The sequence below is a fragment of the Rhizobium etli CFN 42 genome, assembly GCF_000092045.1.
In the GTDB taxonomy this organism is placed as follows: Bacteria; Pseudomonadota; Alphaproteobacteria; order Rhizobiales; family Rhizobiaceae; genus Rhizobium; species Rhizobium etli.
Genome location: NC_007761.1, coordinates 1,365,865 through 1,388,335, shown reverse-complemented (window position 1 = coordinate 1,388,335; position 22,471 = coordinate 1,365,865). Strand labels below are relative to the sequence as shown.

The window sequence follows — 22,471 nt, the reverse complement described above, 5'->3', positions numbered from 1 at the left end:
TCAGCTGAGTTCCTCGGCGAGGCCGATCAGAATCCCTTCAGGCCCGCGGATGTAGCAGAGCCGATATGCATCCTTATACTGAACGACCTCCCCTACGAGCTGCGCGCCGCGCCTGCGGAGCCTGTCAAGCGTCTCGTCGATGTCATCCACTGCGAACATGACGCGCAGGTAGCCGAGAGCGTTGACCGGCGCGTTCCGGTGATCTGCGACGACAGATGGCGCCAGGAAGCGGGAGAGCTCGAGCCGGCTGTGGCCATCCGGTGTGCGCATCATGGCAATCTCGACACACTGATCGCCCAGTCCAGTGATACGTCCGGCCCATTCGCCTTCGACCGTGGCGCGCCCTTCGAATTCGAGGCCGAGTTCGCGAAAGAAATCAATCGCCTCTCCGAGGTCTTCGACGACGATTCCCACATTGTCCATTCGCTTGAGCGCCATGTTTTGATCTCCAAGGTCTCATTGCAATCGACGAGGTCTTGCCTCATCTGACGAAGGACGTCTGAGGCGTCCCAACACCGACGACCTCAGAAATTTGAACCATGGACCCGCTCCAATCGCCATTCCGATTTCAAACGTCTGTTGGAGCGCCATGCGTCCTTTGGACAGGCGGCGCTCCAACACGTCGAGTTGAGGGATGGTTCGGTCGATGCGTTAGTGAACCGTCATCCATTCGCGGGCAGCGCGCAGTGCTTCCACGAGCTGCATCTTGTTCATGGCGGCGGCCACGTCGGCGCGAAGCTCGGCGGCGCGGTCGTTGCCCTTGATGGCGGCGATGTTCAGCCACTTGTGGGCGGCAACGAGATCGACGGCGCAGCCCCGGCCGGTCGCATACATCAGACCCATTTCGCAGAAGACATCGGCGCTGTTGTTATCGCCACCCATGGTGGCCGTTTCAGCATTGTGCATTTCAAAGCGTGCCATCGGTTTTATCCCTGTTAGCCTGTTTACGACTTACCCTGTTTTACCTTCGGACCTGCCGTCTAACGCGGCTTTGCGGCCCCTCCGGTCCGGCGGGTTTGCCCGCTCGTCTGATGGCTTGACTATGCCAAACGGCTTTCAAAAAACGCCTAAAATGCATGATTAATTTGAGACAAACAAACTGCAAACGCTTGGTAAAATTGGGTTTTTGTTAAACATCGGATCCCCTGGGATTTAGGCATTTTTGCTCAAATTTTACGAAAGATTCAGATTCGGAAATAAACGGATCGTTCATCATGAAATCAGCAGGCGACCGGTTTTTAAAGGTCTGCGGTCGGCTTTTCGGCTGCTTTTAGCGAGCGCCGCACGAACAGCCGGCTCTATTTATCTTTACGTTCGCGTCAGCTACTTTCGCGGCCGGTCAGAGAACATCAGGGAGGAAAAGATGATCCGCAGTCTCATTCTCGCCGGCGCTATCGCCGTGATCGCGGGCATAGCCAATGCCGAGGAACCTATCGTCGGCAATTGGAAGACGGCCTCCGGCGAAACGGCGGTGATTGCCGCCTGCGGCGGGAGTTATTGCGTGACGCTGAAAACCGGCAAATATACTGGCCGCAAGATCGGCACACTTGCCGGCACCGGTGGCAGCTATGCCGGCGAAATCACCGACCCCGCCGCCGACAAGACCTATAGCGGCTCGGGAAAGATTTCCGGCAATTCACTGAAGATGCAGGGCTGCGTAATGAAGATCCTCTGCAAGACGCAGACCTGGACGCGGCTCTGACGCGATAAGGCCGACGCAACAATCATCCCAAACGTATAATCATGCCGGCGAAATGCCGGCATGCCTCGAAGCCTCGGCTTGCCGATCCCTCACTGCGATCGCCCGAGGCTGCCCCGTAAGCTGAACGGCGGATGAACCGGCATCTCAGCACTCGTTCAGCCGAGGCGTGGCAAAACTCATGTCACGGTTAGGTTGCGTATCGGGGCTTGAGATGAACTTCTATATTCTGGCAAGACGTTTCAGCATCATCACGCTGTTTGCGGCGATCTTCGCCGTCACATTTTCGGCGGTCGTTGTGCACAATGGCGGCGGCGGCACGCAGTCGCATTTCGGTGCGAGCTATACCTGCCTGGAAAGAAACGGGACGTTCTGCGCGCCCGCGGTGCGGTGACCGGCATCAGGCTCGCAAGAGGATAAAAAATCGGATTCCGTCGACGCGCGTCGTTTGCTTGTCAAAAACAACTCTCTATAATGCGTCATGAACAAACGAATCTCCCCTCTGTCGCCCCTCGACATTTCCTCTCCGCCCCCTTTTCAGCCCGAGAGTTTCGATGATCCGGCCAAGGCCGTCGAGACGCTGACAGCACTTTACGAACGCAATACGGCGTTCCTGATCCAAACCTTCACAGACCTTGCCCAAGGCGCTCCGATCGCCTCGCGCTACCGCGCCTTCTATCCGCAGGTCAGCATCGAGACGACGAGCTTCGGCCATGTCGATTCGCGCCTCTCCTACGGCCATGTCACGGCGCCCGGCATCTACACGACGACGGTCACCCGGCCGAAGCTCTTCAAGCATTACCTCAAGGAGCAGCTGTCGCTTTTGATAAGGAGCCACAATGTTCCGATCGTCGTCTCGGAATCGTCGACGCCGATCCCGCTGCACTTCGCCTTCGGCGAGGGCGCGCATGTGGAAGCATCGGCCTCAGCCTTCGTCGACGTTCCAATGCGCGATATCTTCGATACACCCGACCTCAACACCACCGACGACGAGATCGCCAACGGCGAATATATCCCGCCGCCAGGAGAACCCTCGCCGCTTGCCCCATTCACCGCGCAGCGGATCGATTACTCGCTCGCCCGACTGTCGCATTATACGGCGACGCATGCCGAGCATTTCCAGAACTTCGTGCTGTTTACGAACTACCAGTTCTATATCGATGAATTCTGCAGCTGGGCGCGCAAGCTGATGGCGGAGGGCGGCGACGGCTACACCGCCTTCGTCGAGCCCGGCAATATCGTCACCCTGCCCGGCTCGAGCGTGCCGGAAACGGATGCGACCCTTGCCCGCCTGCCGCAGATGCCGGCCTATCACCTGAAGAAGAAGGGCCATGCCGGGATCACCATGATCAATATCGGCGTCGGCCCTTCCAACGCCAAGACGATCACCGACCACGTCGCCGTCCTGCGCCCGCATGCCTGGCTGATGCTCGGCCACTGCGCCGGCCTGCGCAACAGCCAGCGGCTCGGCGATTATGTGCTTGCCCATGCCTATATGCGCGAGGACCATGTTCTCGATGACGACCTTCCGGTCTGGGTGCCGATCCCGGCGCTCGCCGAAGTGCAGGTGGCGCTGGAGGCAGCCGTCGCCGAAATCACCGGCTACGAGGGCTTCGAACTGAAGCGCATCATGCGCACCGGCACCGTCGGGACGATCGACAACCGCAACTGGGAACTGCGCGACCAGCTCGGGCCGGTGAAGCGGCTGTCGCAGGCGCGCGCCATCGCGCTCGACATGGAATCGGCCACGATCGCCGCCAACGGCTTCCGCTTCCGCGTGCCTTACGGCACGCTGCTCTGCGTCTCCGACAAGCCGCTGCACGGCGAGTTGAAGCTGCCTGGCATGGCGACGGCCTTCTACCGCACACAGGTCAACCAGCATTTGCAGATCGGCATCCGCGCCGTGCAGAAGCTGGCCGCCATGCCGAAGGAAGCCCTGCATTCGCGCAAGCTGCGCAGCTTCTTCGAGACGGCTTTCCAATAGGCCGTTTCTTCATCGGCCGGCAACGACAGGCGCCGAGCTCTGCGCAAGCATCTGCGGCCTGCCGGCAGCAATGTTCAGCCCTGCTATCAGCAGGGTGAAGGCCGCAAAGACGATCGCGATGCGCACAAGAATCTTCAGCCCGTCGTTTTCGTCGAAATCCGGCTGACGCTTCTCACGGCGGCGTGCCCAGATCTGGCTTGCCAGCGCAATTTCAAGAATACTCATTGCCGTTCTCCTCGACAGGGTTTGACGAGGCCTAGTCGATTGCTGCCTGGCATTTCGACAGCGCTCCGTAACAAAGATTTTTTCCAATGCTGTCGAAATGCGTGAAGCTCGATCGTCCAGGCTTATTGAACACCCAAGGAGGCTGTCCGCGATGAAATATCTCTGTCAGGTCTGGTTCGATGGCGGCGCGCTCGCCGCCATGACGGAAGAGGAGAAGGCCGAACTCGACAGCAATTCGCTGGACTACGACAAACACCTCGCCGAAAGCGGGCATCTAATTGTCGCCCAGGCGCTGCAGCCGCCGAAATCGGCTGTCACCGTCCGGGTGCGGGGCGGCGAGATATCGGTAACGGATGGTCCTTTTGCCGAGACGAAAGAGGCTCTCGGCGGCTTCATCCTGGTTGAGGCAAAAGACCTTAACGATGCAATCCGCATCGCCGCCGGCATTCCGCTCGCCAAACTCGGCGCGATCGAGGTGCGGCCGATCCATGAATTCCGAGCTCAATGAAGAGAGGAGGCGCCAATGAAGTTTTTATGCCAGATCTGGTTCGACACTGAAAAGAGCAAGTTGGTAAGCCAGGCCGAATGGGAAGCCGTGACGCGGGAGTGCATCGCCAGCGACAATCGCTGGCGCGACAGCGGCCACCTGCTGGTGGCGCTTGCCTTGCGTGAACCGTCGACGGCGATCACGGTGCGCCTGCGCAATGGCGAAGCCTCGGCGACCGATGGCCCGTTTGCCGAAATCAAGGAGCATCTCGGCGGCTTCGTGCTGATCGAAGCCGAAACTATCGAGGAGGCGCAGACGATCGTATCCAGTTTTCCGATCCTCAGATACTGCTCGATCGAAGTGCGCCCCGCTTATTCGATCCAGGACGGGAGATAGCGATGCGCTACATCTGCCTCATCTACAATTGTGCCGATACCGACGGCACGCTGACGCCTGATGAAACCGATGAACTCATCAAAGCCCATTTCGCCTTCGATGAGGAACTGCGCCGCGACGGCATCATGATCCACGCCGATGCACTCGAGATGCCTGACAAGGCAACCGTGCTGCGCGTTCGAAACAACACGCTCGCCGCCACCGATGGGCCCTATGTCGAGACAAAGGAGCATTTGGCCGGCTTCTACGTCATCGAGGCGCCGGATGTGGCGACAGCAACCGAAATTGCCGCGCGCATCCCCTCGGCGCGTTACGGCGCGGTCGAACTGAGGCCCGTGCGGACGCTCACACTGCCGGATTGAGGTGCTCTTTGGAACGTGTCATCGAGGAGATCTACCGAACGCAGTCGCGCCGGGTGCTGGCGACCTTGATCCGTTTGCTCGGCGATTTCGACCGGGCGGAGGAAGCGCTTCACGATGCTTTCGCTGCGGCAGCACGGACGTGGCCGGTGGAAGGCCTGCCGGGCAATCCCTCCGCCTGGCTTGTCTCGACGGGACGCTTCAAGGCGATCGACACGATCCGGCGGCGAGCGCGCTTCGATGCCTCGCAGCATCACATCGAGGACAGCCTCTACACTGTCGACACAACGGAGATCGGCGATATGGAACCGATCGAGGACGATATGCTGCGGCTGATCTTCACCTGCTGTCATCCCGCTATTCCCTCAGATGCCCAGACGGCGATGGCGCTTCGAGAAATCTGCGGATTGACCACCGAAGAGATCGCCCATGCGTTTCTCGTTCCGGCGCCAACGGTCGCCCAGCGGATCGTGCGCGCCAAGAACAGGATACGAGCCGCGAATATCCCCTACGAAGTACCGGGCCGCGACGCACTGCCTCAGCGGCTCGATCAGGTACTGCACGTCATCTATCTCGTCTTCAACGAGGGGTATTCCGCCTCATCAGGCGAGGATGTGGTCCGCGCCGATCTGACCGCCGAGGCGATACGGCTGGCGCGGCTGCTTCTGGCGCTGCTGCCGCATCCTGACGCCCGTGGTCTGCTGGCGCTGATGCTGCTGCAGGATTCCCGCCGCCTGGCGCGCAGCAACGAGCAGGGATCGCTGGTGCTGCTAGCTGACCAGGACCGCTCGCTCTGGGACCGTGCAAAAATCGCGGAAGGCCTGGCGCTGCTCGCCGAGGCGATGAGGGCGGCAGAGATCGGCGCCTATACAGTCCAGGCGGCGATCGCTGCCGAGCATGCCAGGGCGCCGACCGCCGAAGAGACCGACTGGCAGCGGATCGCCTTCTACTACGATCTGCTGCTGGCTGCGCAGCCGTCGCCGATCGTGGAGCTCAACCGCGCCGTGGCGATCGCTATGGCGGACGGCCCGGCGAAGGGACTGGATCTGATCGATGCCATTCTTGGGCGCCAGGAGCTCACGGCCTATCACCTCGCCCATTCGGCGCGCGCCGATTTCCTGCGCAGGCTCGGCCGCACCGAAGAGGCGATCGCAGCCTATCAGACGGCGCTGTCGCTCTGTCGGCAGGAGCCGGAGCAGGCCTTTCTGCGGAAATGGATTTCAGAGCTTGCCGCGGCGCCCGAGCGGCAGTGAGATTGCGGTGCCCGTCAGCGCCGAAACGATGATCAGCAGATGAGCATTGACGCTTGCCTGCGCCAGCGCGGCCAGAGCCATCCGCTCACTCGAGGCTCCGAGCGCAATGGCGCCGGCGGTGATGCCGGCCGGATAGGTGCCGACGCCGCCCGGCGCGTGCACCGGCAGAACGGAGGAGAGTTCACCGCCGAGCGCGCCGCCGAAGCTTGCCGCCATCGGCAACACACCCATCAGGCCGAGCGCCCATGCGAGCACGATCACCTTCACCAGCCAGTTGACGATGGTCATCGCCCAGGCGCGCGCAAAGGCCGCGGCATCGAGCGGCAGCCCATTTTCGATCTCAACGACGAATTTCTGCGCCTTATCAGGCAACAGCGTGGCGGCAACGCGCAACAGCGGTTTGCGCGCGACGAAGGCCGCTACCGGCAGCAGCAGGAAGACCGCCCAAAGCGACCATGCGACGAGCGCATCGGCTGCTGCGAGCGCAAAGCCGATGCCGGCCGCCGCCAGCAGCGCGTGCAGGTCGAGCAGCCGCATGACCAGGAGTGCCGAGGTTCCGCGGGTCAGCGGGATGCCGAACTCGGTGCGCATCAACAACGGAAAGCTGGTCTCGCCGGTGCGGAAGGGCAGCATGATGTTTAGGAGATTGTGGATCTGCGTGACGCGAAAGAGGATCGCAAACCGGCCCGCCGTTTCCTTCGGAAAATAGTCGTAGATGCGCCAGGTGCGCAGGAAATAGGTGCTCGTCAATGCCACGAGCGCGCCGATCACCGGGCCTGCCCCGACATCGGCCCATTGGCTGATGATCACGGGCCACCCCCAGAACCATTGCACGAAGAGCGCATAGGCTGCGACAATTACGACCGTCAGCGCCGTCATGCGGTTGCGCATAAACCAGGACTGCTGGCTTTCAACGATCGAACTCTTCATGTAGTAAGCATTCCTCGCTTGGCGTCGGCACAGGTCTCGCTCCGTCGTCAGGCGTTTTAGGAGAAATGGCGGTTGCGCACAACGGCGGAGTTGAGGCGGTGGCGGCGCGGTCGCTTTAAGGCCGACGATCCGACGGCAGACCGATGTATGAGGGCGCCTCGCCGGCTTGACTTGGAGATCGATGTTGGAGCGCATTACAAGAAACATCACGGGTGCCAGCATTTTTCTGGCAGCCTATTTCCTGCTGAACATCGCGCTCCGCATTGCCTTGCCTCATACGCTCGATCTCGACGAGGCGGAACAGTCGTTCTACTCGCAATATCTTCTGGCCGGCTACGGCTCGCAGCCGCCTTTCTACAACTGGATCCAATACGCCATCGTCTCGGTCACCGGCATCACGATGTGGGCGCTCTCGGTTCCGAAGAACATCATTCTGTTCGGTTGCTATCTTTTCTACGGCCTGGCGGCCCGCGAGGTGCTGAAGAGCCGTCTTCTCCCGCCCATCGCCATGCTGAGCCTGATTACCCTGCCACAGGTCGGCCTGATGGCGCAGCGCGAACTGACCCACACGGTTGCCCTGCTGTTTGCCACCTCGCTCTTCCTCTTCGGTTTTTTCCGCACACTTCGGCAGCCGACGATCGGCAGCTACCTCGTCATCGGTATCGCCACCGGCATCGGCCTGATCTCCAAATACAATTTCGCCATCCTGCCATTTGCCGCCTTCGTCGCGGTCCTGGTAGACCGAAAGTGGCGCAGCCGTCTGTTGGACTGGCGTCTGCTGCCGGCGTTCGTAATCGCCACTCTGATCGTTCTGCCGCATGCGCTCTGGCTGCCCGATAATCTCGTCAGCGCTTCGGCCCCGACCCTTGAGCGAATGACCGCCGAGCATGAGGCTGCCGCTGGCCTTCCCCGTATCGGACAGGGACTGTTGTCCCTCGTCATCGCCGTCCTCGGCTTCGTCGCTTTGCCGATCGTTCTCTTCGCAGCAGCCTTCCGACGGGATTTCTTCCGCGCGCTCTCGGCGTCCAGTCCGATGATCCGGGTGATCGAGCGGATGATGATCGTCAGCCTGCTTGCATTCGCCGGTGTTGTCATCGTAGCCGGCGCGAGCGATATCCACGAGCGCTGGCTCGACCCCTGCCTGCTCGTCCTGCTGATCTATCTGTTCCTGAAGCTGGAAACCGCAGGCTTCGATCTTTCCGCCGGCCTTGCACGCTTCCGGCCTGTGGTGCCGGTCTTCATGGTCGTCATCCTGGCGATCCTTCTGCTCAGGATCGTCGCCATTCAATATATCGGCACTTATACCAGAACGAACGTGCCCTTCTCCGGCTACGTGGCCGAACTGACCGCGACCCGCAAGCCGGTTCTCATCGTGGCGGGGACCAAATTCGTGGCCGGCAATATGAAGCTGGAATTCCCCGAGGTTCCCGTCGTGATCCCGTTCTTTCCAGGCCCCGGGGTGCCCGAATATGCTACTGCGAAGGGTCCGGTGCTTGTCGTCTGGCGCGGGGAAACCGCAAATGACCCAACCATTTCTCCCGCCTTTGCCGATGATCTCGTGAAATCGGGTATTCATCTGCAGGAGGTGAAGACTCTGACGCTGCCTTATCTTTTCGGTGACGGCAAACATACGTTCTCGATTGGTTATTCCTGGGTGGAAGGCGGCGCGAAGTAGGGTTTCGGCAAGTCGGCCGATTGCGGGGAAAGCGGCATTGCCCGCTGGCAACGCGCGGACACTTCATATAGTAGCTTCCGCAAGCGCGGTGGCGGCAGTAAGATTGCAAGGCCGCCCGGCCTTTTGGAGATGCAAAGTTGCAGACAACGGTAGAGCCCATTCGCGGCACGAATGATCCGGTACAATCGCTCGAGCTGTCGCTGGTCGTGCCCGTTTTCAACGAAGAGGAAAGCGTCGGCCCGCTGGTCGAGCGTATCGTTGCGGCGATGGCCGAGTATCCTCATCGCTGGGAACTGATCCTCGTCGATGACGGCAGCACGGATGCGACGCTCGTCAACGCCCGCAAATTCGTCGGACGCGAGGGTCTGGCGCTCCGGATCGTCGAGCTGCAGCGCAACTTCGGCCAGACCGCCGCCATGCAGGCCGGCATCGATACCGCCCGCGGCCGGCTGATCGCGACGATGGACGGCGATCTGCAGAACGACCCGAAGGATATTCCTCAGATGGTCTCCGAGCTGGAGCGGCGCGAACTCGACCTTTTGGTCGGCTGGCGCAAGAACCGCAAGGACGGTCTGTTCCTGCGCAAGATACCCTCCTGGTGCGCCAACTACCTGATCGGCCGCATCACCGGCGTCAAGCTGCACGATTACGGCTGCAGCCTGAAGATCTACCGTGCCTCGATCATCAAGCAGGTGAAGCTGATGGGCGAAATGCACCGCTTCATCCCGGCCTGGGTGGCCGGCGTCGTGCCGAGCTCGCGTATCGGCGAGATGGCTGTCACCCACCATGCCCGCGAGCACGGGGTTTCCAAATACGGAATTTCGCGCACCTTCCGCGTCATCCTTGATCTGCTGTCTGTCATGTTCTTCATGCGCTACAAGGCGCGGCCCGGCCACTTCTTCGGCTCGCTCGGTCTCGGTCTCGGCGCGGTTGCCATATTGATCCTGCTCTACCTCGGCTTCGACAAGTTCATCCTGGGCAACGATATCGGCACACGCCCGATGCTGATGGTCGGCGTCGTGCTGCTGCTTTCCTCGGTGCAGATGATTACCACCGGCATTCTGGCGGAAATGATCGCGCGCACCTATTATCGTGACGATGCCTCCCCGAACTACATCGTCCGGCAGATCTTCGACGACCAAAGCCAAGCGTAACCGGCAGCATGATGCTGGACCGCGCGACGAGGACGATCAGAACCGCGGCGCTGCTGCTTGCAGCCTATTTCGTGCTGAACATCGCGCTCAGGCTTGCGCTTCCGCACGCGCTGGAGCTCGACGAGGCCGAGCAGTCCTTCTTCTCGCAATATCTGCTGGCGGGCTACGGCCCGCAGCCGCCCTTCTACAACTGGATGCAATATGCCGTCGTTTCCCTAAGCGGCTTGTCGATGGGCGCGCTTATCATCCCGAAGAACATCCTGCTCTTCCTGTGTTACGTCTTTTACGGCCTTGCCGGGCGCGAGGCACTGAAGCACCAGAAGCTTGCAGCCGTCGGGATGCTGGCGCTGATCACCCTGCCGCAGGTCTCCTACATGGCGCAGCAGGATCTGACCCACACGACGGCGCTGCTCTTTGCGAGCTCGCTCTTTCTCTACGGCTTCTTCCGCACGCTCGAGCGGTCCGGCATCGGCAGCTACCTCCTGCTCGGGCTTGCCACAGGCATCGGGTTGATCTCGAAATATAATTTTGCGCTGATGCCCGTCGTCGCGCTGATCGCCATCCTGCCCGATGCCGAATGGCGGCGCAGAGTGCTCGACTGGCGCATCCTGGCGGCCGTCGCCGTCGCGCTCATCATCGTTCTGCCGCACGCGATCTGGCTGGGGAGCAATCTCGAATTCGCCTCCTCCGACACTCTGGTCAAGATGGCCGCCGGCAACGAACCGGCCGGCGCGGTGCGGATCGGCAAGGGCATTCTTGCCTTTCTCATCGCCATCATCGCCTTTGCGGCGCTGCCCGTCGCCATCTTCGCAGCCGCCTTCCGCCGGGATTTTGTCCGGGCACTTTCAGCCGGAAACCGCTGGACGGGGATGATCGAGCGAATGATGCTCGCGAGCCTCGCCGGCATCCTTCTGATCGTGCTGTTCACCGGCTCCACGACGGTGCGTGAACGCTGGCTCGACCCATTCCTTCTGGTGCTGCCGATCTATTTCCTGGCAAAGATGCAGGCGGCCGGGCTCGACCTTTCCGCCGGACTGCGCCGCCTCCGGTCCGTCGTGCCGGTGCTGATGGCATGCGTGCTCATCGCGCTGGGCTTCCGCGTCGTCGGCGCTGGGCTGATCGGCACCTACAGCAGGCCGAATGTGCCGATGGCCGATCTCGCCCGCGAAATGACCCGGCAGGCTGAACCCGCGCTGGTGATTGCCTCGGATCCCTATGTCGCCGGGAATATGCGTCTGCAGCTTCCCCATGTGCCCGTCGTCATCCCCGATTTTCCCGTTGCCGGCATTCCGGCCTACACAACAGCAGGCGGACCGGTGCTGATCGTCTGGCGCGGCAAGAAGACGGCGACGGCTGCGGATGCCGTCATGCCGGAGCGGTTTTCATCGGCGCTGACGGCGGCTGATATCACGCCGCAGGAGATCGGCGCCCTGTCGCGCCCCTATTATTTCGGCCGCCAGGGCGATAATTTCGCACTCGGCTATGCCTGGGTTCGGCCGGGGGCCAGATAGAATGATCAAGACCGGTCTTCGCGACGTCAGCTGGATTTTCGTGCTGCTCGCCGTTTATTTCACGCTTCAGGTCGGAGTGCGGCTCGCAACCTCGCATTCGCTCGATCTCGACGAGGCCGAACAGGTCTTCCGCTCGCAATGGCTCGCCGCCGGTTACGGCCCGCAGCCGCCGTTCTACAACTGGCTGCAATATACCGTCTTCCAGTTTGCCGGTGTTTCGCTTGTCGCGCTTTCGGTGGTGAAGAACCTCCTGCTGTTCAGCGCCTATCTGCTGTACGGCCTGACCGCGCGTCTCATTTTGCGCGACAAGGCGCTGGTGGTGATCGCGACGCTCGGATTGCTGACGATCCCGCAAATGGCCTTCGAGATGCAGCGAGACCTGACGCACACAGTCGCGGTCTTCTTCTCGGCCAGCATCTTCTTCTACGGCTTCATCCGCAGTCTGAAACAGCCGAACCTTGCCTCCTATCTGATAACAGGTATCGGCATTGGTTTCGGCCTACTGGCCAAATATAATTTCGCCATCCTGCCGGCAGCAGGGCTGATTGCCGCGTTAGCGGATGCGCGCCTGCGGCCGCGGATCTTCGATCCACGACTGGCGGTGACCATTATCGTTGTCCTCGTCATCACCCTGCCGCATCTCTTCTGGCTGAAGGATAATCTCGACTTCGCCACCGCCCGCACCCTGGAAAAGATGACGGCCAGCGGCGACGCCGGTTATCTCATGCAGGTGGCCATGGGCGTCGGCTCGCTTACTCTCGCCATCATCAGCTTTGCCGGATTGACGATGGCGGTGTTTGCGGTCGTCTTCGGCAAGGGGCTTCGTCCGGCATTGACCGCTCAGTCGGAATGGACGCGGCTTATCGAGCGGATGATGCTCGTCTTCGTCGTCGGCATCCTGCTTTTGATCGTCTTCGGCGGTGCTGCCGGCATCAAGGATCGCTGGCTGGTGCCGATGCTCTTCATCCTGCCGCTCTATTTCTGCCTGAAGATCGACGCCGCGGGCGTCGTGACAGACACGGCGTTCCGGCGTTTCATGGCCGTCGTCGCCGTCATCATGATCGGCGTGCCGGCCGCCCTTTACGGCAGCGTCGCGGCGGCACGCTTCACCGGCCACTACGAGCGATTGAACAGGCCCTATGCCACAATGCTGGAAAGCTTGCGCAAACAGGCCGAACCGGCAGCCATCCTTGCCGGCGACAGCCTGCTTGCCGGCAATGTCAGGCAGGATATTCCCGGGATACCGGTCCTCTCCGTCGATTATCCCGGCTTCCATCGGGATCTGACCGGCCGCCGACCGCTTCTCCTCGTCTGGCTGATACCGCCGAAGGGAGGCAGCGAAGCGCTCCCGCCTGATATGGCGCAATGGCTCCAGGCCAATCTCGGCGCCTCCGCGCCTAAGACGTCGGTGATCGATGTGCCCTATTTCTATGGCCGCGGCAAGGACAGCTATCGTTTCGGCTATGCCTGGATTAATCCGCCGGGCTGAACGAATCAGGATTTAAGCTCCTTCCAGGCCGCATCCAGCGCCCGCCTGGCAATCCTTGCCATCTCGTCTACCTCAGCATGGCTGATGACGAGCGGTGGCGAAGCGAGCATTCGGTCGCCGGTGGCGCGCAGCACGAGGCCGTTCGCCAGTGCGTGGTTGCGCACCAGCGCACCGACCTGATCGGGCTTTTCATAACGGCTGCGCGTGCTCTTGTCGGCAGTAAGCTGCAGGCCGCCCATCAGGCCGATACTGACCGCCTCGCCGACGAGATCGTGTTCGGCGAGTGCTGCCCAGGCCTTGCCGAAATAGGGGCCGATATTGTCGCGCACGCGCTCGACCAGCTTTTCCTCCTCGATGATGCGCAGGTTTTCGAGCGCGGCGGCGGCGCAGACCGGGTGGCCGGAATAGGTGAAGCCGTGGTTGAACTCGCCGACCTCGGTGATCAGCACGTCGGCAATCTTGTCACTGACGAGCACGCCGCCGATAGGCAGGTAACCGGAGGAGAGACCCTTGGCGATCGGCGCCAGATCCGGCTCGACGCCGAAATGCTGATGACCGAACCAGGCGCCCAACCGGCCGAAACCGCAGATCACCTCGTCGGTTACCAGCAGGATGTTACGTGCCTTGCAGATCCGGTAGATCTCCGGCCAATAGGTCTCGGGCGGGATGATGACGCCGGCCGCCCCCTGCACCGGCTCGGCGACGAAGGCCGCGACGTTCTCCTCGCCGAGTTCATCGATCTTCGCCTCCAGCTCTCGGGCAACCTTGAGACCGAATTCGGCGGGTGAGAGATCGCCGCCCTCGCCATACCAATAGGGCTGGCCGATATGGACGATTCCTGGGATCGGCAGGTCGCCCTGCTCGTGCATAAATTTCATGCCGCCGAGGCTGGCGCCGGCAACTGTCGAGCCGTGATAGCCGTTCTTCCTCGCGATCACGATCTTCTTCGACGGCTTGCCGACGGCGCTCCAATAGACGCGGGCCATGCGGAACCAGGTGTCGTTCGCTTCCGAACCGGAGCTGGTTAAGAAGATATGGTTGAACCGTTCGCCGGCATGGGAAGTAACCTTCTGCGCCAGCAGCGTCGCCGGCGTCGAGGTCGTGCCGAAGAAGGTGTTGTAATAGGGCAGCTCATTCATCTGCCTTGCGACGGCCTCAGCGATCTCCCTGCGACCATAACCGATATTGACGCACCAGAGACCGGCGAAGCCGTCGAGATATTTCCTGCCGTGATCATCGAAGACGTAAACGCCCTCGCCGCGCTGGATGATGCGGACGCCATCGGCATTCAGCTTCTTCATGTCGGCGAAGGGGTGGAGATGATGGGCTGCGTCGATCGCGGCAAGGTTCGAGGGCGGGTAAGTGTCGGGCATGACTTGTAAAAGACCCTCGCGGATTGAAAGGCTGCTATCGATGGGATAGGAGCTTGGCCTTGTCCCGGAGGTTTTTCAAGGTCATGGGGAGCGACAGGATGGACGGCAAGGCCGATGGAGACCCGCGTTTCGAGATCCTGATCGTCGGCATGAATGGCGAGCTGCGCGGCAAGCAACTTCCTTCCGGCAGCGAAAGCAAGGTCTGGGCCGGTGAGATTCGCCTGCCGACCTCAACGCAATCGCTCGACATCTGGGGCGACGACAATGACGACATCACCGGTCTGTCGCTGACCATCGGTGATCCCGACGGCATGGTGGTTCCCGACCGACGCAGCCTCGCGCCGATCCCCTGGGCGCCGCAGGGCTCCATGCAGGTGCTGGCCACCATGTGCGAATTCGACGGCAGCCCGAGCTTCATGGATCCGCGCGCGATCCTTGCCTCGGTGGTCGAGCGCTACAGACTGCGCGGACTGACGCCTGTCGTCGCGACCGAGCTGGAATTCTACGTGATGTCGGGAGACTGGCGCGAGACCGGACGCCCTTCTCCGCCCGAAAGCCTCACTTATCGCGGCAAACCGAACGGTTTCCAGCTCTACGACATGAGCGCCGTTGGTGCGCTCGACGCCTATCTGCAGACGCTGAGGGCCTATGCGAAGGCGCAGGGCCTGCCGGCGGATGCGACAACAGCTGAATTCGGGCCCGGTCAGTTTGAGGTCAACCTCATGCATCGCGCCAATGCGCTGGCGGCGGCCGACGACTGCCTCTACTTGAAGCGCATCGCCGAACAGGCGGCGCGCCGCCACGGGCTGAAATCGTCCTGCATGGCAAAGCCTTATTCCGACCATGCCGGTTCCGGCCTGCATGTGCATGTAAGCGTCGTCGACGAACAAGGCCGCAACATCCTCGACGCCAAAGGCGGCGAGCCGAAGCTGCTGAAATCGGTTACGGCAGGCCTGCTCGACAGCATGCGCGCGGCGCAGTTGGTCTTCGCCCCCTTCGCCAATTCCTACCGGCGCTTCCAGCCGGGTTCCTTCGCGCCCGTCGATCTGACCTGGGGCAGCGGCCATCGCGGCACGGCGATCCGGATCCCCGACAAGGATGGACCGGCCGCACGCATCGAGCACCGCGTCGCCGGCGCCGACGCCAATCCCTATTTGCTGCTGGCGGCGATCCTCGGCGGCATGCTCACCGGCCTCGACCGCGACCTCGATCCCGGCGAGGAGACGACGCCCGCGTATACGCCCGCCAATACGACGCGGCTGACGCATGATTTCCTGAGCGCGGTCGAGGTCTTCCGCACCTCGCCCTTTGTCGCCGATATCTTCGGCGGCCGCTATCAGGCTCTCTACGGCGACACCAAGCGCAAGGAAGCGCTGGCGCATCTGCGCACGGTCTCCGATTTCGACTATCGTACCTATCTGCCACGGCTCTGAAACCTTCGGCTTTTACGCCGCGGGTTCGCGGCGTTCGTCCGCATTGACCTGGGCGGCAAGGCCCTGCTTGACGAGAACCTTCAGTTCACCCGGGTGCAGCCGGATCAAGACATTGCGTTCGAGCGGCAGCAGCTCGCCGTCCATGACGCAATTGGCCTTGGAGCGCAGCTTCGGGAAATGCAGGCGCACTTCGGCCGGATGCATCACCATGACATCGGCATTCTCGCGCACCTTGCCGCGTAGCATATCGATGGCGAGGCGGGCGACACCGAGTGGTTTCAGCGGATTTGCAGTATAGAAGCCGAGTTCGCCGCTTCTCAGATTATCGGCATAAAGCAGCGCATTTTCGCCGAAGGGATTGTTGGAAACCGAGACCGCCGAGACCCTGCGGCGCTCGCGCCTGCCGGCCGCTTCGAACTCGACCTCGAACTCGGGCGGGTTGAAGATCACACCAAGCGCCGCCTTTGTGCTCGCTCTGATCTTGCCCAGCCGTGAGCGATAGCTGTAGGCGTTGCGGTAGCGCACCATGCGGGCATGCAGGCCGGCGGAAAACTGGTGAATGAAGGGGCGGCCGTTGGCGCTGGCGATATCGACATTGTCGATCTCGCCTGATGCAAGCACGTCGAGCGCCTGCCAGATGTCGAGCGGCACGCGTAGCGAGCGGGCAAAGAGGTTCATGGTGCCGGCCGGGACGACGCCGAGCGCGATGCCGTTTTTCCAGGCGATGGAGGCCGCTGCCGAAATCGTGCCGTCGCCGCCGCCAGCGACGATGCCGTCGATATCGTCGCGTTTGGCCGCCCGTTCCATAGCGGGAATGATTTCCTTGCCGGAGAAAACGATTGCCTCGAAATCGTGTCCGGCGTCGCGGAAAGCTGCTTCCGCCCTCTTCTCGTAGGCCAGCATATCGGTGGTCTTGAAGGTACCGCCGTCGCGATTGAAAAAACCTACAAGCTTCATGAGGGCTCCCGTTCCTGGCGCGGAAATGGTCCTGCCTTGCTCCTCAGATGGTTGCGCCACCGGCGATTTCAAGCACCGCCCCTTCACAGCAGGAAATGACAGAAATGCAAATATTGCAACGGACATATGCACATAGCAGGACGCTGCACTGCGAAAATTGCACTCGACGCCGGCCGCTGCAATGCGGATAGATCGGATGTCGGAGAGATCGTCTCCACTTCCCGCCATTGATCCCGATCGCCTCGCGGCCGACGCCAGGGACATTGCCAAGCAGAAAACCTTTCCACGGAGCTCTCATGAGTGAGATCGCCATCAGTGATTCCATTGCAACCCGGCCGGATGACGAGCTGCCATCGGCAACGACCGTGGCTTTGGTTCAACTGGCGCTCGCTTGCGGCGGCTTCGGCATCGGCACCGGCGAATTCGCAATCATGGGGCTGCTGCCCAATGTCGCCGATACCTTCTCGGTGACGACGCCGCAGGCGGGATACGTCATCAGCGCCTATGCGCTCGGCGTCGTCGTCGGGGCGCCCGTCATCGCCGTGCTAGCCGCGAAGATGGCCCGCCGCACGCTGCTTCTGACGCTGATGCTGGTCTTTGCCATCGGCAACATACTCAGCGCGGTGGCGCCGACCTTCGAGAGCTTCACCGTGCTGCGTTTCATCACCGGCCTGCCGCATGGCGCCTATTTCGGTGTCGCCGCGCTTGTGGCCGCCTCGATGGTGCCGGTTCATCGGCGGGCACGCGCTGTCGGACGCGTCATGCTCGGACTGACTGTCGCAACTCTCCTCGGCACGCCGCTGACGACATTTTTCGGCCAATCGCTCGACTGGCAGGTGGCGTTCCTGTCGGTCGGCGTCGTCGGCTTGCTGACAGTGGTCTTGATCTGGGTCTACTTGCCAAAGGACAGGGTTTCCGAGGAGGCGAGTTTCTCACGCGAACTCGGCGCGTTCCGCCGACCGCAGGTCTGGCTGACGCTCGGCATCGCCGCCGTCGGCTATGGCGGCATGTTCGCCATGTTCAGCTATATCGCCTCGACGACAACCGAGGTGGCGATGTTGTCGGAAACGGCCGTTCCGATCATGCTGGTGCTCTTCGGCGTCGGCATGAATGCCGGCAATTTCATCGGCTCGTGGCTCGCCGACAAGTCGCTGCTCGGCACGGTCGGCGGCTCGCTCGTCTATAATATCGTCGTGCTGACCACCTTCTCGCTGACCGCCGCCAACCCCTATATGCTCGGCCTATCGGTCTTCCTCGTCGGCTGCGGTTTTGCCGCCGGGCCGGCGCTGCAGACGCGGCTGATGGATGTCGCTGCCGATGCGCAGACGCTGGCCGCCGCTTCCAACCATTCCGCCTTCAACATCGCCAATGCGATCGGCGCCTGGCTCGGCGGCCTTGTCATCGCCTGGGGTTACGGTTTTGCGGCAACCGGCTATGTCGGCGCAGCATTGTCCTTCCTCGGCCTGTTCGTATTCGCCGCCTCCGCCCGCCTGGAGCGTCGCAGCACGCAGGTGGCGTAGCGCATCTCTGCCCGCAACGCGCGCAGGTGCGGCATTCTGGCGTTAAGCATTTATCCGGCTTGACTTTTTCCGCGTTCGGGGCCACCTAGCATGCACGTGGGCGACTTCGTCGGCCGCGGATTTCAACGGAGTCATCTTAGCGATGCCAAGCGACAGTAGCAGTCGATTGCCTTTGCCGTACGCGGCCCTCGTGCGCTGACCGACTCCTGTCGGCTCGCCCGATCGGACGCTACGGCGGATCGATGGAAAGGCGAGCCTCATGAATATCAATCGCTTCCCTCTTCGGGCAGGCCATGCCGCCCGTGCCTTCATCAACAACAGCCGTGGCGCCACGATCGCCGAACGCGTCGACGCGTTGAACGCACTCAGCATCCAGGACGCCGGACGGGTGCTGTGCGGCATGCCGCTCGACTATGCCGTCAACATTCTCGACCGGCCGGAGCTTCGCAACGCCGCACAGATCCTCGCGCTGATCAGCGCCGAGGACGCCGCACGGCTGCTGCACGGAATGTCCAACGACCGTGTCGCCGACGTGCTGCTGGAACTCGACGGCGAGACCCGCGCCCGGCTGTTCTCCAGCCTCGACGAGCCGGTGCGCGTCGCTATCCAGCACCTGATGGGCTATCCGCCGCGCACGGCCGGCGGCATCATGACGACGGAATTCGTCAGCGTGCCGGATAGCTGGACCGTTGCCCAGACGCTCGACCATGTGCGCCAGGTCGAACGTTCGCGCGAGACCGTCTACGCCATCTACGTGCTCGATGAGATCAGCCATGCGCTGATGCACGTGGTGACGCTGCGTCGCCTCATCACCGGCGAGCCGGATGCCTCCATCCTCACGGTCGCTCAGAAAGGCGCTCCGGTTTCGGCCGATCCGCTGATGAAACAGGAGGACGTGGCCCGGCTGATCCGTAAGCATGATCTGCTCGCCTTGCCCGTCATCGACGAACATGGGCAGGTGCTCGGCATCGTCACGGTCGACGACGTGATCGACACGATGATATCGGACACCACGGAAGCGGCCCAGAGGTTCGGCGGCATGGAGGCGCTCGGCCAGCCCTATATGAAGATCGGCTTCGCCGGCATGATCCGCAAGCGCGCCGGCTGGCTCGCCGCCCTGTTCCTCGGCGAGATGCTGACGGCAAGCGCCATGCAGCATTTCGAAGGCGAGCTGGAAAAGGCCGTGGTGCTGACGCTGTTCATCCCGTTGATCATGAGCTCCGGCGGCAATTCCGGTTCGCAGGCAACCTCGCTGATCATCCGGGCCTTGGCGCTCGGCGAACTGAAGCTTTCGGACTGGTGGAAGGTGCTCTTCCGCGAACTGCCGACCGGCATCGTGCTCGGCGCGATCCTCGGCCTTGTCGGCTTCATCCGCATCATCTTCTGGCAGTCGGCCGGGCTCTACGATTACGGCCCGCACTGGCTGATGGTCGCCGTCACGGTGTTTGCCGCGCTGATCGGAATCGTCACCTTCGGCTCGATCTGCGGCTCGATGCTGCCGTTCGTGCTGCAGAAGCTCCGGCTCGACCCGGCCAGCGCCTCGGCCCCCTTCGTCGCCACGCTGGTCGACGTCACCGGCCTCGTCATCTACTTCTCGGTGGCGCTGCTGATCCTCAGCGGGACCCTGCTGTAGCACGCAAGACCCCTCCCCAAGCCCTCCCCACAAGGGGGAGGAGCGACCCGCATCCCAACTATTGACCTTTGATGGGGAGCGAGACGGTGCCCCAGATTAGTCCCTCCCCCTTGTGGGGAGGGCTTGGGGAGGGGCTTTTATTAGCGAGAAAAACTATTGGGGAAATTATCTTCCCTCGGGCAGTTTCAACGGCCCATGCGTCTTGATGCTGCGGATGGCGAAGTTCGAGCGGATGTCGCTGACGTTCGGCAAGGTCAGCAGCGTGTCCGTCAGAAGCCGTTCATAGGCGGCGAGATCTTCCACGACCACTTCAGCCAGGAAATCGGCTGTTCCCGAAATCAGGAAACAGGAGACGATTTCGGGGATGGCGAGCAATGCCTTCTGCTGCGCCTCGGAATTTTCGCGGCTGTGATGCACCACCTTGAATTCGACGAAGACCGTCAGGCCGAGACCGACCTCCTTGCGATCGATATCCGCGGTGTAGCCGCGGATGATGCCGGAGCGTTCGAGATTACGGATGCGACGCAGGCAGGGCGACGGCGAAAGGTTCACCTTCTCGGCGATCTCGACGTTGGTGGCCCGCGCATCTTCCTGCAGGCATTTCAGGATAGCAATATCGAATTTATCGAGATTTGGCACTTTCGTGAAACCCTTGGGCATGATTTGGCAGAAGATTGCGTATAGCACGCTTTTCAAGCCACAGATAGCAAGGACATGCCTCGGCCTCCGGCGCTAATCTCCTCCTCAACCGGAACAAGATCCGGATTGAGGAAAGGATTAGGACGATGAGCACGATCGCATTTTCAAACGACAAATCACCTTCGCAGGCGCTCGGTTATGCCGCCGGCAGCATCACCGTCTTGATCTGGGCGACCTGGTTTCTGGCGACCCGCCACAGCGCGGCGACGTCGCTCGGCTCTATCGATATCGGCCTCATCCGCTTCGGTATTCCGGCGCTCGCGCTTTCGCCCGTCTGGCTTCGCATCGGTCTGCTGCCGAAGGGCGTGCCGCTCTATCTGCTGGCGATCATGGTCGCGGGCTGCGGCGCGATCTTCTTTCTGGTGACGACGCTGGCCATCCACTCCACACCGGCGGCCTCCTCCGGCATCCTGCTCGGCGGCTCCATGCCGCTTGCCACCGCACTGATCGGCATTCTCTTGTTTCGCGAGCGGCCGGATGCGACGCGCATTGCCGGGCTGGCGGCGATCGTCGGCGGCGTCCTGATCCTGCTTGCCCGCAGCCTTGCCGACGCCTCCCTGCCCTGGACAAGCTTTGTCATGCTGCCGGCCGGCGCCATGCTCTGGGCAAGCTACACCCATGCCTTTCGCCGGTCGGGTCTGACGGCCATTCAGGCCAGCGCGCTGATTGCCGCCTGGTCTTTCGTGATCATGGCGGTGCTCGCACTCGTCTTCGGCATCTCGCTACCGCAGGCCCCGCTTGCCGAAATCGGCCTGCAGGTTTTGAGCCAGGGCATTCTGTCAGGCCTCGTCGCCATGGTCGCATATGGCACGGCGGTCCGCATCCTCGGCGGAACACAGGCCGCCGCCTTTACGGCTTTGACGCCTGTTCTTGCGACCCTCGGCGGCGGTCTCCTGCTCGGTGAAACGATCGGACTTGCCGAAATCAGTGCCGCGGTGGTCACCGGCATCGGTGTCGCACTTTCAACCGGTATCGCCGCGCGACGCTGACCGTCCACCGCGACCGATAATACGAAGCCGCCGGCAGCCATCGCTGCGGCGGCTTTTCAGTGTGTTCTCGCCTGCTCAGGCCTGGACGACGACGACCCGGGCACCGACCTCGACGCGCTCATAGAGATCGATCACATCGTGGTTCATCATGCGGATACAGCCGCTCGACATGGCAAGGCCGATCGATTCCGGCTGATTGGTACCGTGGATGCGGAAATGCGTGTCGCTGCCGCCGCGATAGAGATACATGGCGCGCGCGCCGAGCGGGTTGTTCGGGCCGCCCGGCATGCCGCCGGCAAGCCTGCGATAGCGTTCCTCGCGGCGCTGCATGTTTTCCGTCGGCGTCCAGCTCGGCCACTCGGCCTTGCGTCCGATATAGGCATTGCCGGCAAATGCCAGCCCCTCGCGGCCGACACCGACGCCGTATCGCATCGCCCTGTTGCCACCGAGGACGTAGTAGGCGCGACGCGCCGGCGTGTCGATGACGATCGTGCCCGGCGCATGCGCGCTTTCATAGGCCACTTCCTGGCGGCGCAGCTCCGGCTTGATCTTGTCGATCGGCACCTGCTTCAGCGGAAACTTTTCGTCCGGAAGTGCTGCATAATTCGTCTGGCTGTTGAGGCCGGTCGAGGAGCAGCCGGCGACAAAGAGAGGCAGAGCGATCAGAAAACCCCGGCGGGAGATCGTCATGAATGTGTCCTTAGT

At 62.0% G+C, this 22,471-nt stretch carries 23 protein-coding genes; 15 read left to right on the top strand and 8 right to left on the bottom strand.

Going from position 1 to position 22,471, the window contains the following annotated elements; all coding sequences use genetic code 11:
- Window positions 1-438, bottom strand: coding sequence for a VOC family protein (locus RHE_RS06805; protein WP_011424669.1), 438 nt, complete (start codon window positions 436-438; stop codon window positions 1-3).
- A 213-nt stretch (window positions 439-651) separates the two neighbouring features.
- Entirely contained in the window at window positions 652-921 is a 270-nt protein-coding gene (locus RHE_RS06800; RefSeq protein WP_011424668.1) for a sel1 repeat family protein, read from the bottom strand.
- A gap of 442 nt (window positions 922-1,363) precedes the next feature.
- On the opposite strand from RHE_RS06800, the gene RHE_RS06795 reads away from it, so the two are divergent.
- From RHE_RS06795 to amn, 3 genes are all read left to right on the top strand, one after another.
- Window positions 1,364-1,702: a DUF2147 domain-containing protein gene (locus RHE_RS06795; RefSeq protein ID WP_042118158.1), complete on the top strand. Its 339-nt coding sequence runs from the start codon at window positions 1,364-1,366 to the stop codon at window positions 1,700-1,702.
- A gap of 211 nt (window positions 1,703-1,913) precedes the next feature.
- Window positions 1,914-2,093, top strand: a complete 180-nt coding sequence (locus RHE_RS06790) for a hypothetical protein (RefSeq protein WP_020920827.1) — start codon at window positions 1,914-1,916, stop codon at window positions 2,091-2,093.
- Between the two features lie 87 nt (window positions 2,094-2,180).
- Window positions 2,181-3,683: an AMP nucleosidase gene (gene amn / locus RHE_RS06785; protein WP_011424666.1), complete on the top strand. Its 1,503-nt coding sequence runs from the start codon at window positions 2,181-2,183 to the stop codon at window positions 3,681-3,683.
- A 9-nt stretch (window positions 3,684-3,692) separates the two neighbouring features.
- On the opposite strand, the gene RHE_RS06780 is transcribed toward amn, so the two are convergent.
- Window positions 3,693-3,908, bottom strand: a complete 216-nt coding sequence (locus tag RHE_RS06780) for a hypothetical protein (protein ID WP_011424665.1) — start codon at window positions 3,906-3,908, stop codon at window positions 3,693-3,695.
- Window positions 3,909-4,059: 151 nt separating this feature from the next.
- Between RHE_RS06780 and RHE_RS06775 the strand changes: the two genes are divergently transcribed.
- From RHE_RS06775 to RHE_RS06760, 4 genes are read left to right on the top strand one after another with little or no spacing between them, the layout of a single operon-like run.
- Window positions 4,060-4,416 carry a YciI family protein gene (locus tag RHE_RS06775; RefSeq protein ID WP_011424664.1) on the top strand — a complete coding sequence of 119 codons (357 nt, stop codon included), beginning with the start codon at window positions 4,060-4,062 and terminating at the stop codon, window positions 4,414-4,416.
- 15 nt (window positions 4,417-4,431) lie between these two features.
- On the top strand, window positions 4,432-4,791 hold the full coding sequence (locus tag RHE_RS06770) for a YciI family protein (protein ID WP_011424663.1): 360 nt from the start codon (window positions 4,432-4,434) through the stop codon (window positions 4,789-4,791).
- A 2-nt stretch (window positions 4,792-4,793) separates the two neighbouring features.
- Complete coding sequence (locus tag RHE_RS06765) at window positions 4,794-5,153, top strand: YciI family protein (RefSeq protein WP_011424662.1); 360 nt, start codon at window positions 4,794-4,796, stop codon at window positions 5,151-5,153.
- A gap of 8 nt (window positions 5,154-5,161) precedes the next feature.
- Complete coding sequence (locus tag RHE_RS06760; RefSeq protein ID WP_011424661.1) at window positions 5,162-6,403, top strand: RNA polymerase sigma factor; 1,242 nt, start codon at window positions 5,162-5,164, stop codon at window positions 6,401-6,403.
- On the opposite strand, the gene RHE_RS06755 is transcribed toward RHE_RS06760, so the two are convergent.
- Window positions 6,371-7,333: a lysylphosphatidylglycerol synthase domain-containing protein gene (locus RHE_RS06755; RefSeq protein WP_020920823.1), complete on the bottom strand. Its 963-nt coding sequence runs from the start codon at window positions 7,331-7,333 to the stop codon at window positions 6,371-6,373. The genes RHE_RS06760 and RHE_RS06755 overlap by 33 nt on opposite strands.
- Before the next feature lie 181 nt (window positions 7,334-7,514).
- On the opposite strand from RHE_RS06755, the gene RHE_RS06750 reads away from it, so the two are divergent.
- From RHE_RS06750 to RHE_RS06735, 4 genes are all read left to right on the top strand, one after another.
- Window positions 7,515-9,008: an ArnT family glycosyltransferase gene (locus tag RHE_RS06750; RefSeq protein WP_011424659.1), complete on the top strand. Its 1,494-nt coding sequence runs from the start codon at window positions 7,515-7,517 to the stop codon at window positions 9,006-9,008.
- Window positions 9,009-9,145: 137 nt separating this feature from the next.
- The gene (locus tag RHE_RS06745; RefSeq protein ID WP_011424658.1) at window positions 9,146-10,162 is read left to right on the top strand and encodes a glycosyltransferase family 2 protein; all 1,017 of its coding nucleotides are present in this window, start codon (window positions 9,146-9,148) and stop codon (window positions 10,160-10,162) included.
- Between the two features lie 11 nt (window positions 10,163-10,173).
- Window positions 10,174-11,673, top strand: a complete 1,500-nt coding sequence (locus RHE_RS06740) for a glycosyltransferase family 39 protein (RefSeq protein ID WP_011424657.1) — start codon at window positions 10,174-10,176, stop codon at window positions 11,671-11,673.
- Between the two features lies 1 nt (window position 11,674).
- A complete protein-coding gene (locus RHE_RS06735; protein ID WP_011424656.1) occupies window positions 11,675-13,162 on the top strand; it encodes a glycosyltransferase family 39 protein in 1,488 nt (495 codons plus the stop codon).
- Between the two features lie 5 nt (window positions 13,163-13,167).
- Here the strand turns inward: RHE_RS06735 and RHE_RS06730 are convergent, their stop codons facing one another.
- Entirely contained in the window at window positions 13,168-14,535 is a 1,368-nt protein-coding gene (locus RHE_RS06730; protein WP_011424655.1) for an aspartate aminotransferase family protein, read from the bottom strand.
- Window positions 14,536-14,618: 83 nt separating this feature from the next.
- Here RHE_RS06730 and RHE_RS06725 point away from each other — a divergent pair, with 83 nt between their 5' ends.
- Complete coding sequence (locus RHE_RS06725) at window positions 14,619-15,968, top strand: glutamine synthetase family protein (protein ID WP_041678595.1); 1,350 nt, start codon at window positions 14,619-14,621, stop codon at window positions 15,966-15,968.
- Window positions 15,969-15,980: 12 nt separating this feature from the next.
- Here RHE_RS06725 and RHE_RS06720 read toward each other — a convergent pair whose 3' ends face one another.
- Window positions 15,981-16,925 (bottom strand): diacylglycerol/lipid kinase family protein, encoded by a 945-nt coding sequence (locus RHE_RS06720; protein WP_011424653.1) that lies wholly within the window; start codon window positions 16,923-16,925, stop codon window positions 15,981-15,983.
- 296 nt (window positions 16,926-17,221) lie between these two features.
- On the opposite strand from RHE_RS06720, the gene RHE_RS06715 reads away from it, so the two are divergent.
- Window positions 17,222-18,445, top strand: a complete 1,224-nt coding sequence (locus RHE_RS06715) for an MFS transporter (protein WP_011424652.1) — start codon at window positions 17,222-17,224, stop codon at window positions 18,443-18,445.
- 259 nt (window positions 18,446-18,704) lie between these two features.
- A complete protein-coding gene (mgtE, locus tag RHE_RS06710; protein WP_011424651.1) occupies window positions 18,705-20,078 on the top strand; it encodes a magnesium transporter in 1,374 nt (457 codons plus the stop codon).
- 165 nt (window positions 20,079-20,243) lie between these two features.
- Here the strand turns inward: mgtE and RHE_RS06705 are convergent, their stop codons facing one another.
- On the bottom strand, window positions 20,244-20,765 hold the full coding sequence (locus RHE_RS06705) for an Lrp/AsnC family transcriptional regulator (protein WP_011424650.1): 522 nt from the start codon (window positions 20,763-20,765) through the stop codon (window positions 20,244-20,246).
- A gap of 98 nt (window positions 20,766-20,863) precedes the next feature.
- On the opposite strand from RHE_RS06705, the gene RHE_RS06700 reads away from it, so the two are divergent.
- On the top strand, window positions 20,864-21,766 hold the full coding sequence (locus RHE_RS06700; protein WP_011424649.1) for a DMT family transporter: 903 nt from the start codon (window positions 20,864-20,866) through the stop codon (window positions 21,764-21,766).
- Window positions 21,767-21,841: 75 nt separating this feature from the next.
- On the opposite strand, the gene RHE_RS06695 is transcribed toward RHE_RS06700, so the two are convergent.
- Window positions 21,842-22,456, bottom strand: coding sequence for a L,D-transpeptidase (locus tag RHE_RS06695; RefSeq protein ID WP_011424648.1), 615 nt, complete (start codon window positions 22,454-22,456; stop codon window positions 21,842-21,844).
- Between the last annotated feature and the right edge of the window lie 15 nt (window positions 22,457-22,471).

What these genes read in the sequence shown, in the direction of transcription:
- RHE_RS06805 (WP_011424669.1), bottom strand. Translation starts at nt 438, where the DNA reads ATGGCGCTCAAGCGAATGGACAATGTGGGAATCGTCGTCGAAGACCTC.
- RHE_RS06800 (WP_011424668.1), bottom strand. Translation starts at nt 921, where the DNA reads ATGGCACGCTTTGAAATGCACAATGCTGAAACGGCCACCATGGGTGGC.
- RHE_RS06795 (WP_042118158.1), top strand. Translation starts at nt 1,364, where the DNA reads ATGATCCGCAGTCTCATTCTCGCCGGCGCTATCGCCGTGATCGCGGGC.
- RHE_RS06790 (WP_020920827.1), top strand. Translation starts at nt 1,914, where the DNA reads ATGAACTTCTATATTCTGGCAAGACGTTTCAGCATCATCACGCTGTTT.
- amn (WP_011424666.1), top strand. Translation starts at nt 2,181, where the DNA reads ATGAACAAACGAATCTCCCCTCTGTCGCCCCTCGACATTTCCTCTCCG.
- RHE_RS06780 (WP_011424665.1), bottom strand. Translation starts at nt 3,908, where the DNA reads ATGAGTATTCTTGAAATTGCGCTGGCAAGCCAGATCTGGGCACGCCGC.
- RHE_RS06775 (WP_011424664.1), top strand. Translation starts at nt 4,060, where the DNA reads ATGAAATATCTCTGTCAGGTCTGGTTCGATGGCGGCGCGCTCGCCGCC.
- RHE_RS06770 (WP_011424663.1), top strand. Translation starts at nt 4,432, where the DNA reads ATGAAGTTTTTATGCCAGATCTGGTTCGACACTGAAAAGAGCAAGTTG.
- RHE_RS06765 (WP_011424662.1), top strand. Translation starts at nt 4,794, where the DNA reads ATGCGCTACATCTGCCTCATCTACAATTGTGCCGATACCGACGGCACG.
- RHE_RS06755 (WP_020920823.1), bottom strand. Translation starts at nt 7,333, where the DNA reads ATGAAGAGTTCGATCGTTGAAAGCCAGCAGTCCTGGTTTATGCGCAAC.
- RHE_RS06750 (WP_011424659.1), top strand. Translation starts at nt 7,515, where the DNA reads ATGTTGGAGCGCATTACAAGAAACATCACGGGTGCCAGCATTTTTCTG.
- RHE_RS06740 (WP_011424657.1), top strand. Translation starts at nt 10,174, where the DNA reads ATGCTGGACCGCGCGACGAGGACGATCAGAACCGCGGCGCTGCTGCTT.
- RHE_RS06735 (WP_011424656.1), top strand. Translation starts at nt 11,675, where the DNA reads ATGATCAAGACCGGTCTTCGCGACGTCAGCTGGATTTTCGTGCTGCTC.
- RHE_RS06730 (WP_011424655.1), bottom strand. Translation starts at nt 14,535, where the DNA reads ATGCCCGACACTTACCCGCCCTCGAACCTTGCCGCGATCGACGCAGCC.
- RHE_RS06725 (WP_041678595.1), top strand. Translation starts at nt 14,619, where the DNA reads ATGGGGAGCGACAGGATGGACGGCAAGGCCGATGGAGACCCGCGTTTC.
- RHE_RS06720 (WP_011424653.1), bottom strand. Translation starts at nt 16,925, where the DNA reads ATGAAGCTTGTAGGTTTTTTCAATCGCGACGGCGGTACCTTCAAGACC.
- RHE_RS06715 (WP_011424652.1), top strand. Translation starts at nt 17,222, where the DNA reads ATGAGTGAGATCGCCATCAGTGATTCCATTGCAACCCGGCCGGATGAC.
- mgtE (WP_011424651.1), top strand. Translation starts at nt 18,705, where the DNA reads ATGAATATCAATCGCTTCCCTCTTCGGGCAGGCCATGCCGCCCGTGCC.
- RHE_RS06700 (WP_011424649.1), top strand. Translation starts at nt 20,864, where the DNA reads ATGAGCACGATCGCATTTTCAAACGACAAATCACCTTCGCAGGCGCTC.
- RHE_RS06695 (WP_011424648.1), bottom strand. Translation starts at nt 22,456, where the DNA reads ATGACGATCTCCCGCCGGGGTTTTCTGATCGCTCTGCCTCTCTTTGTC.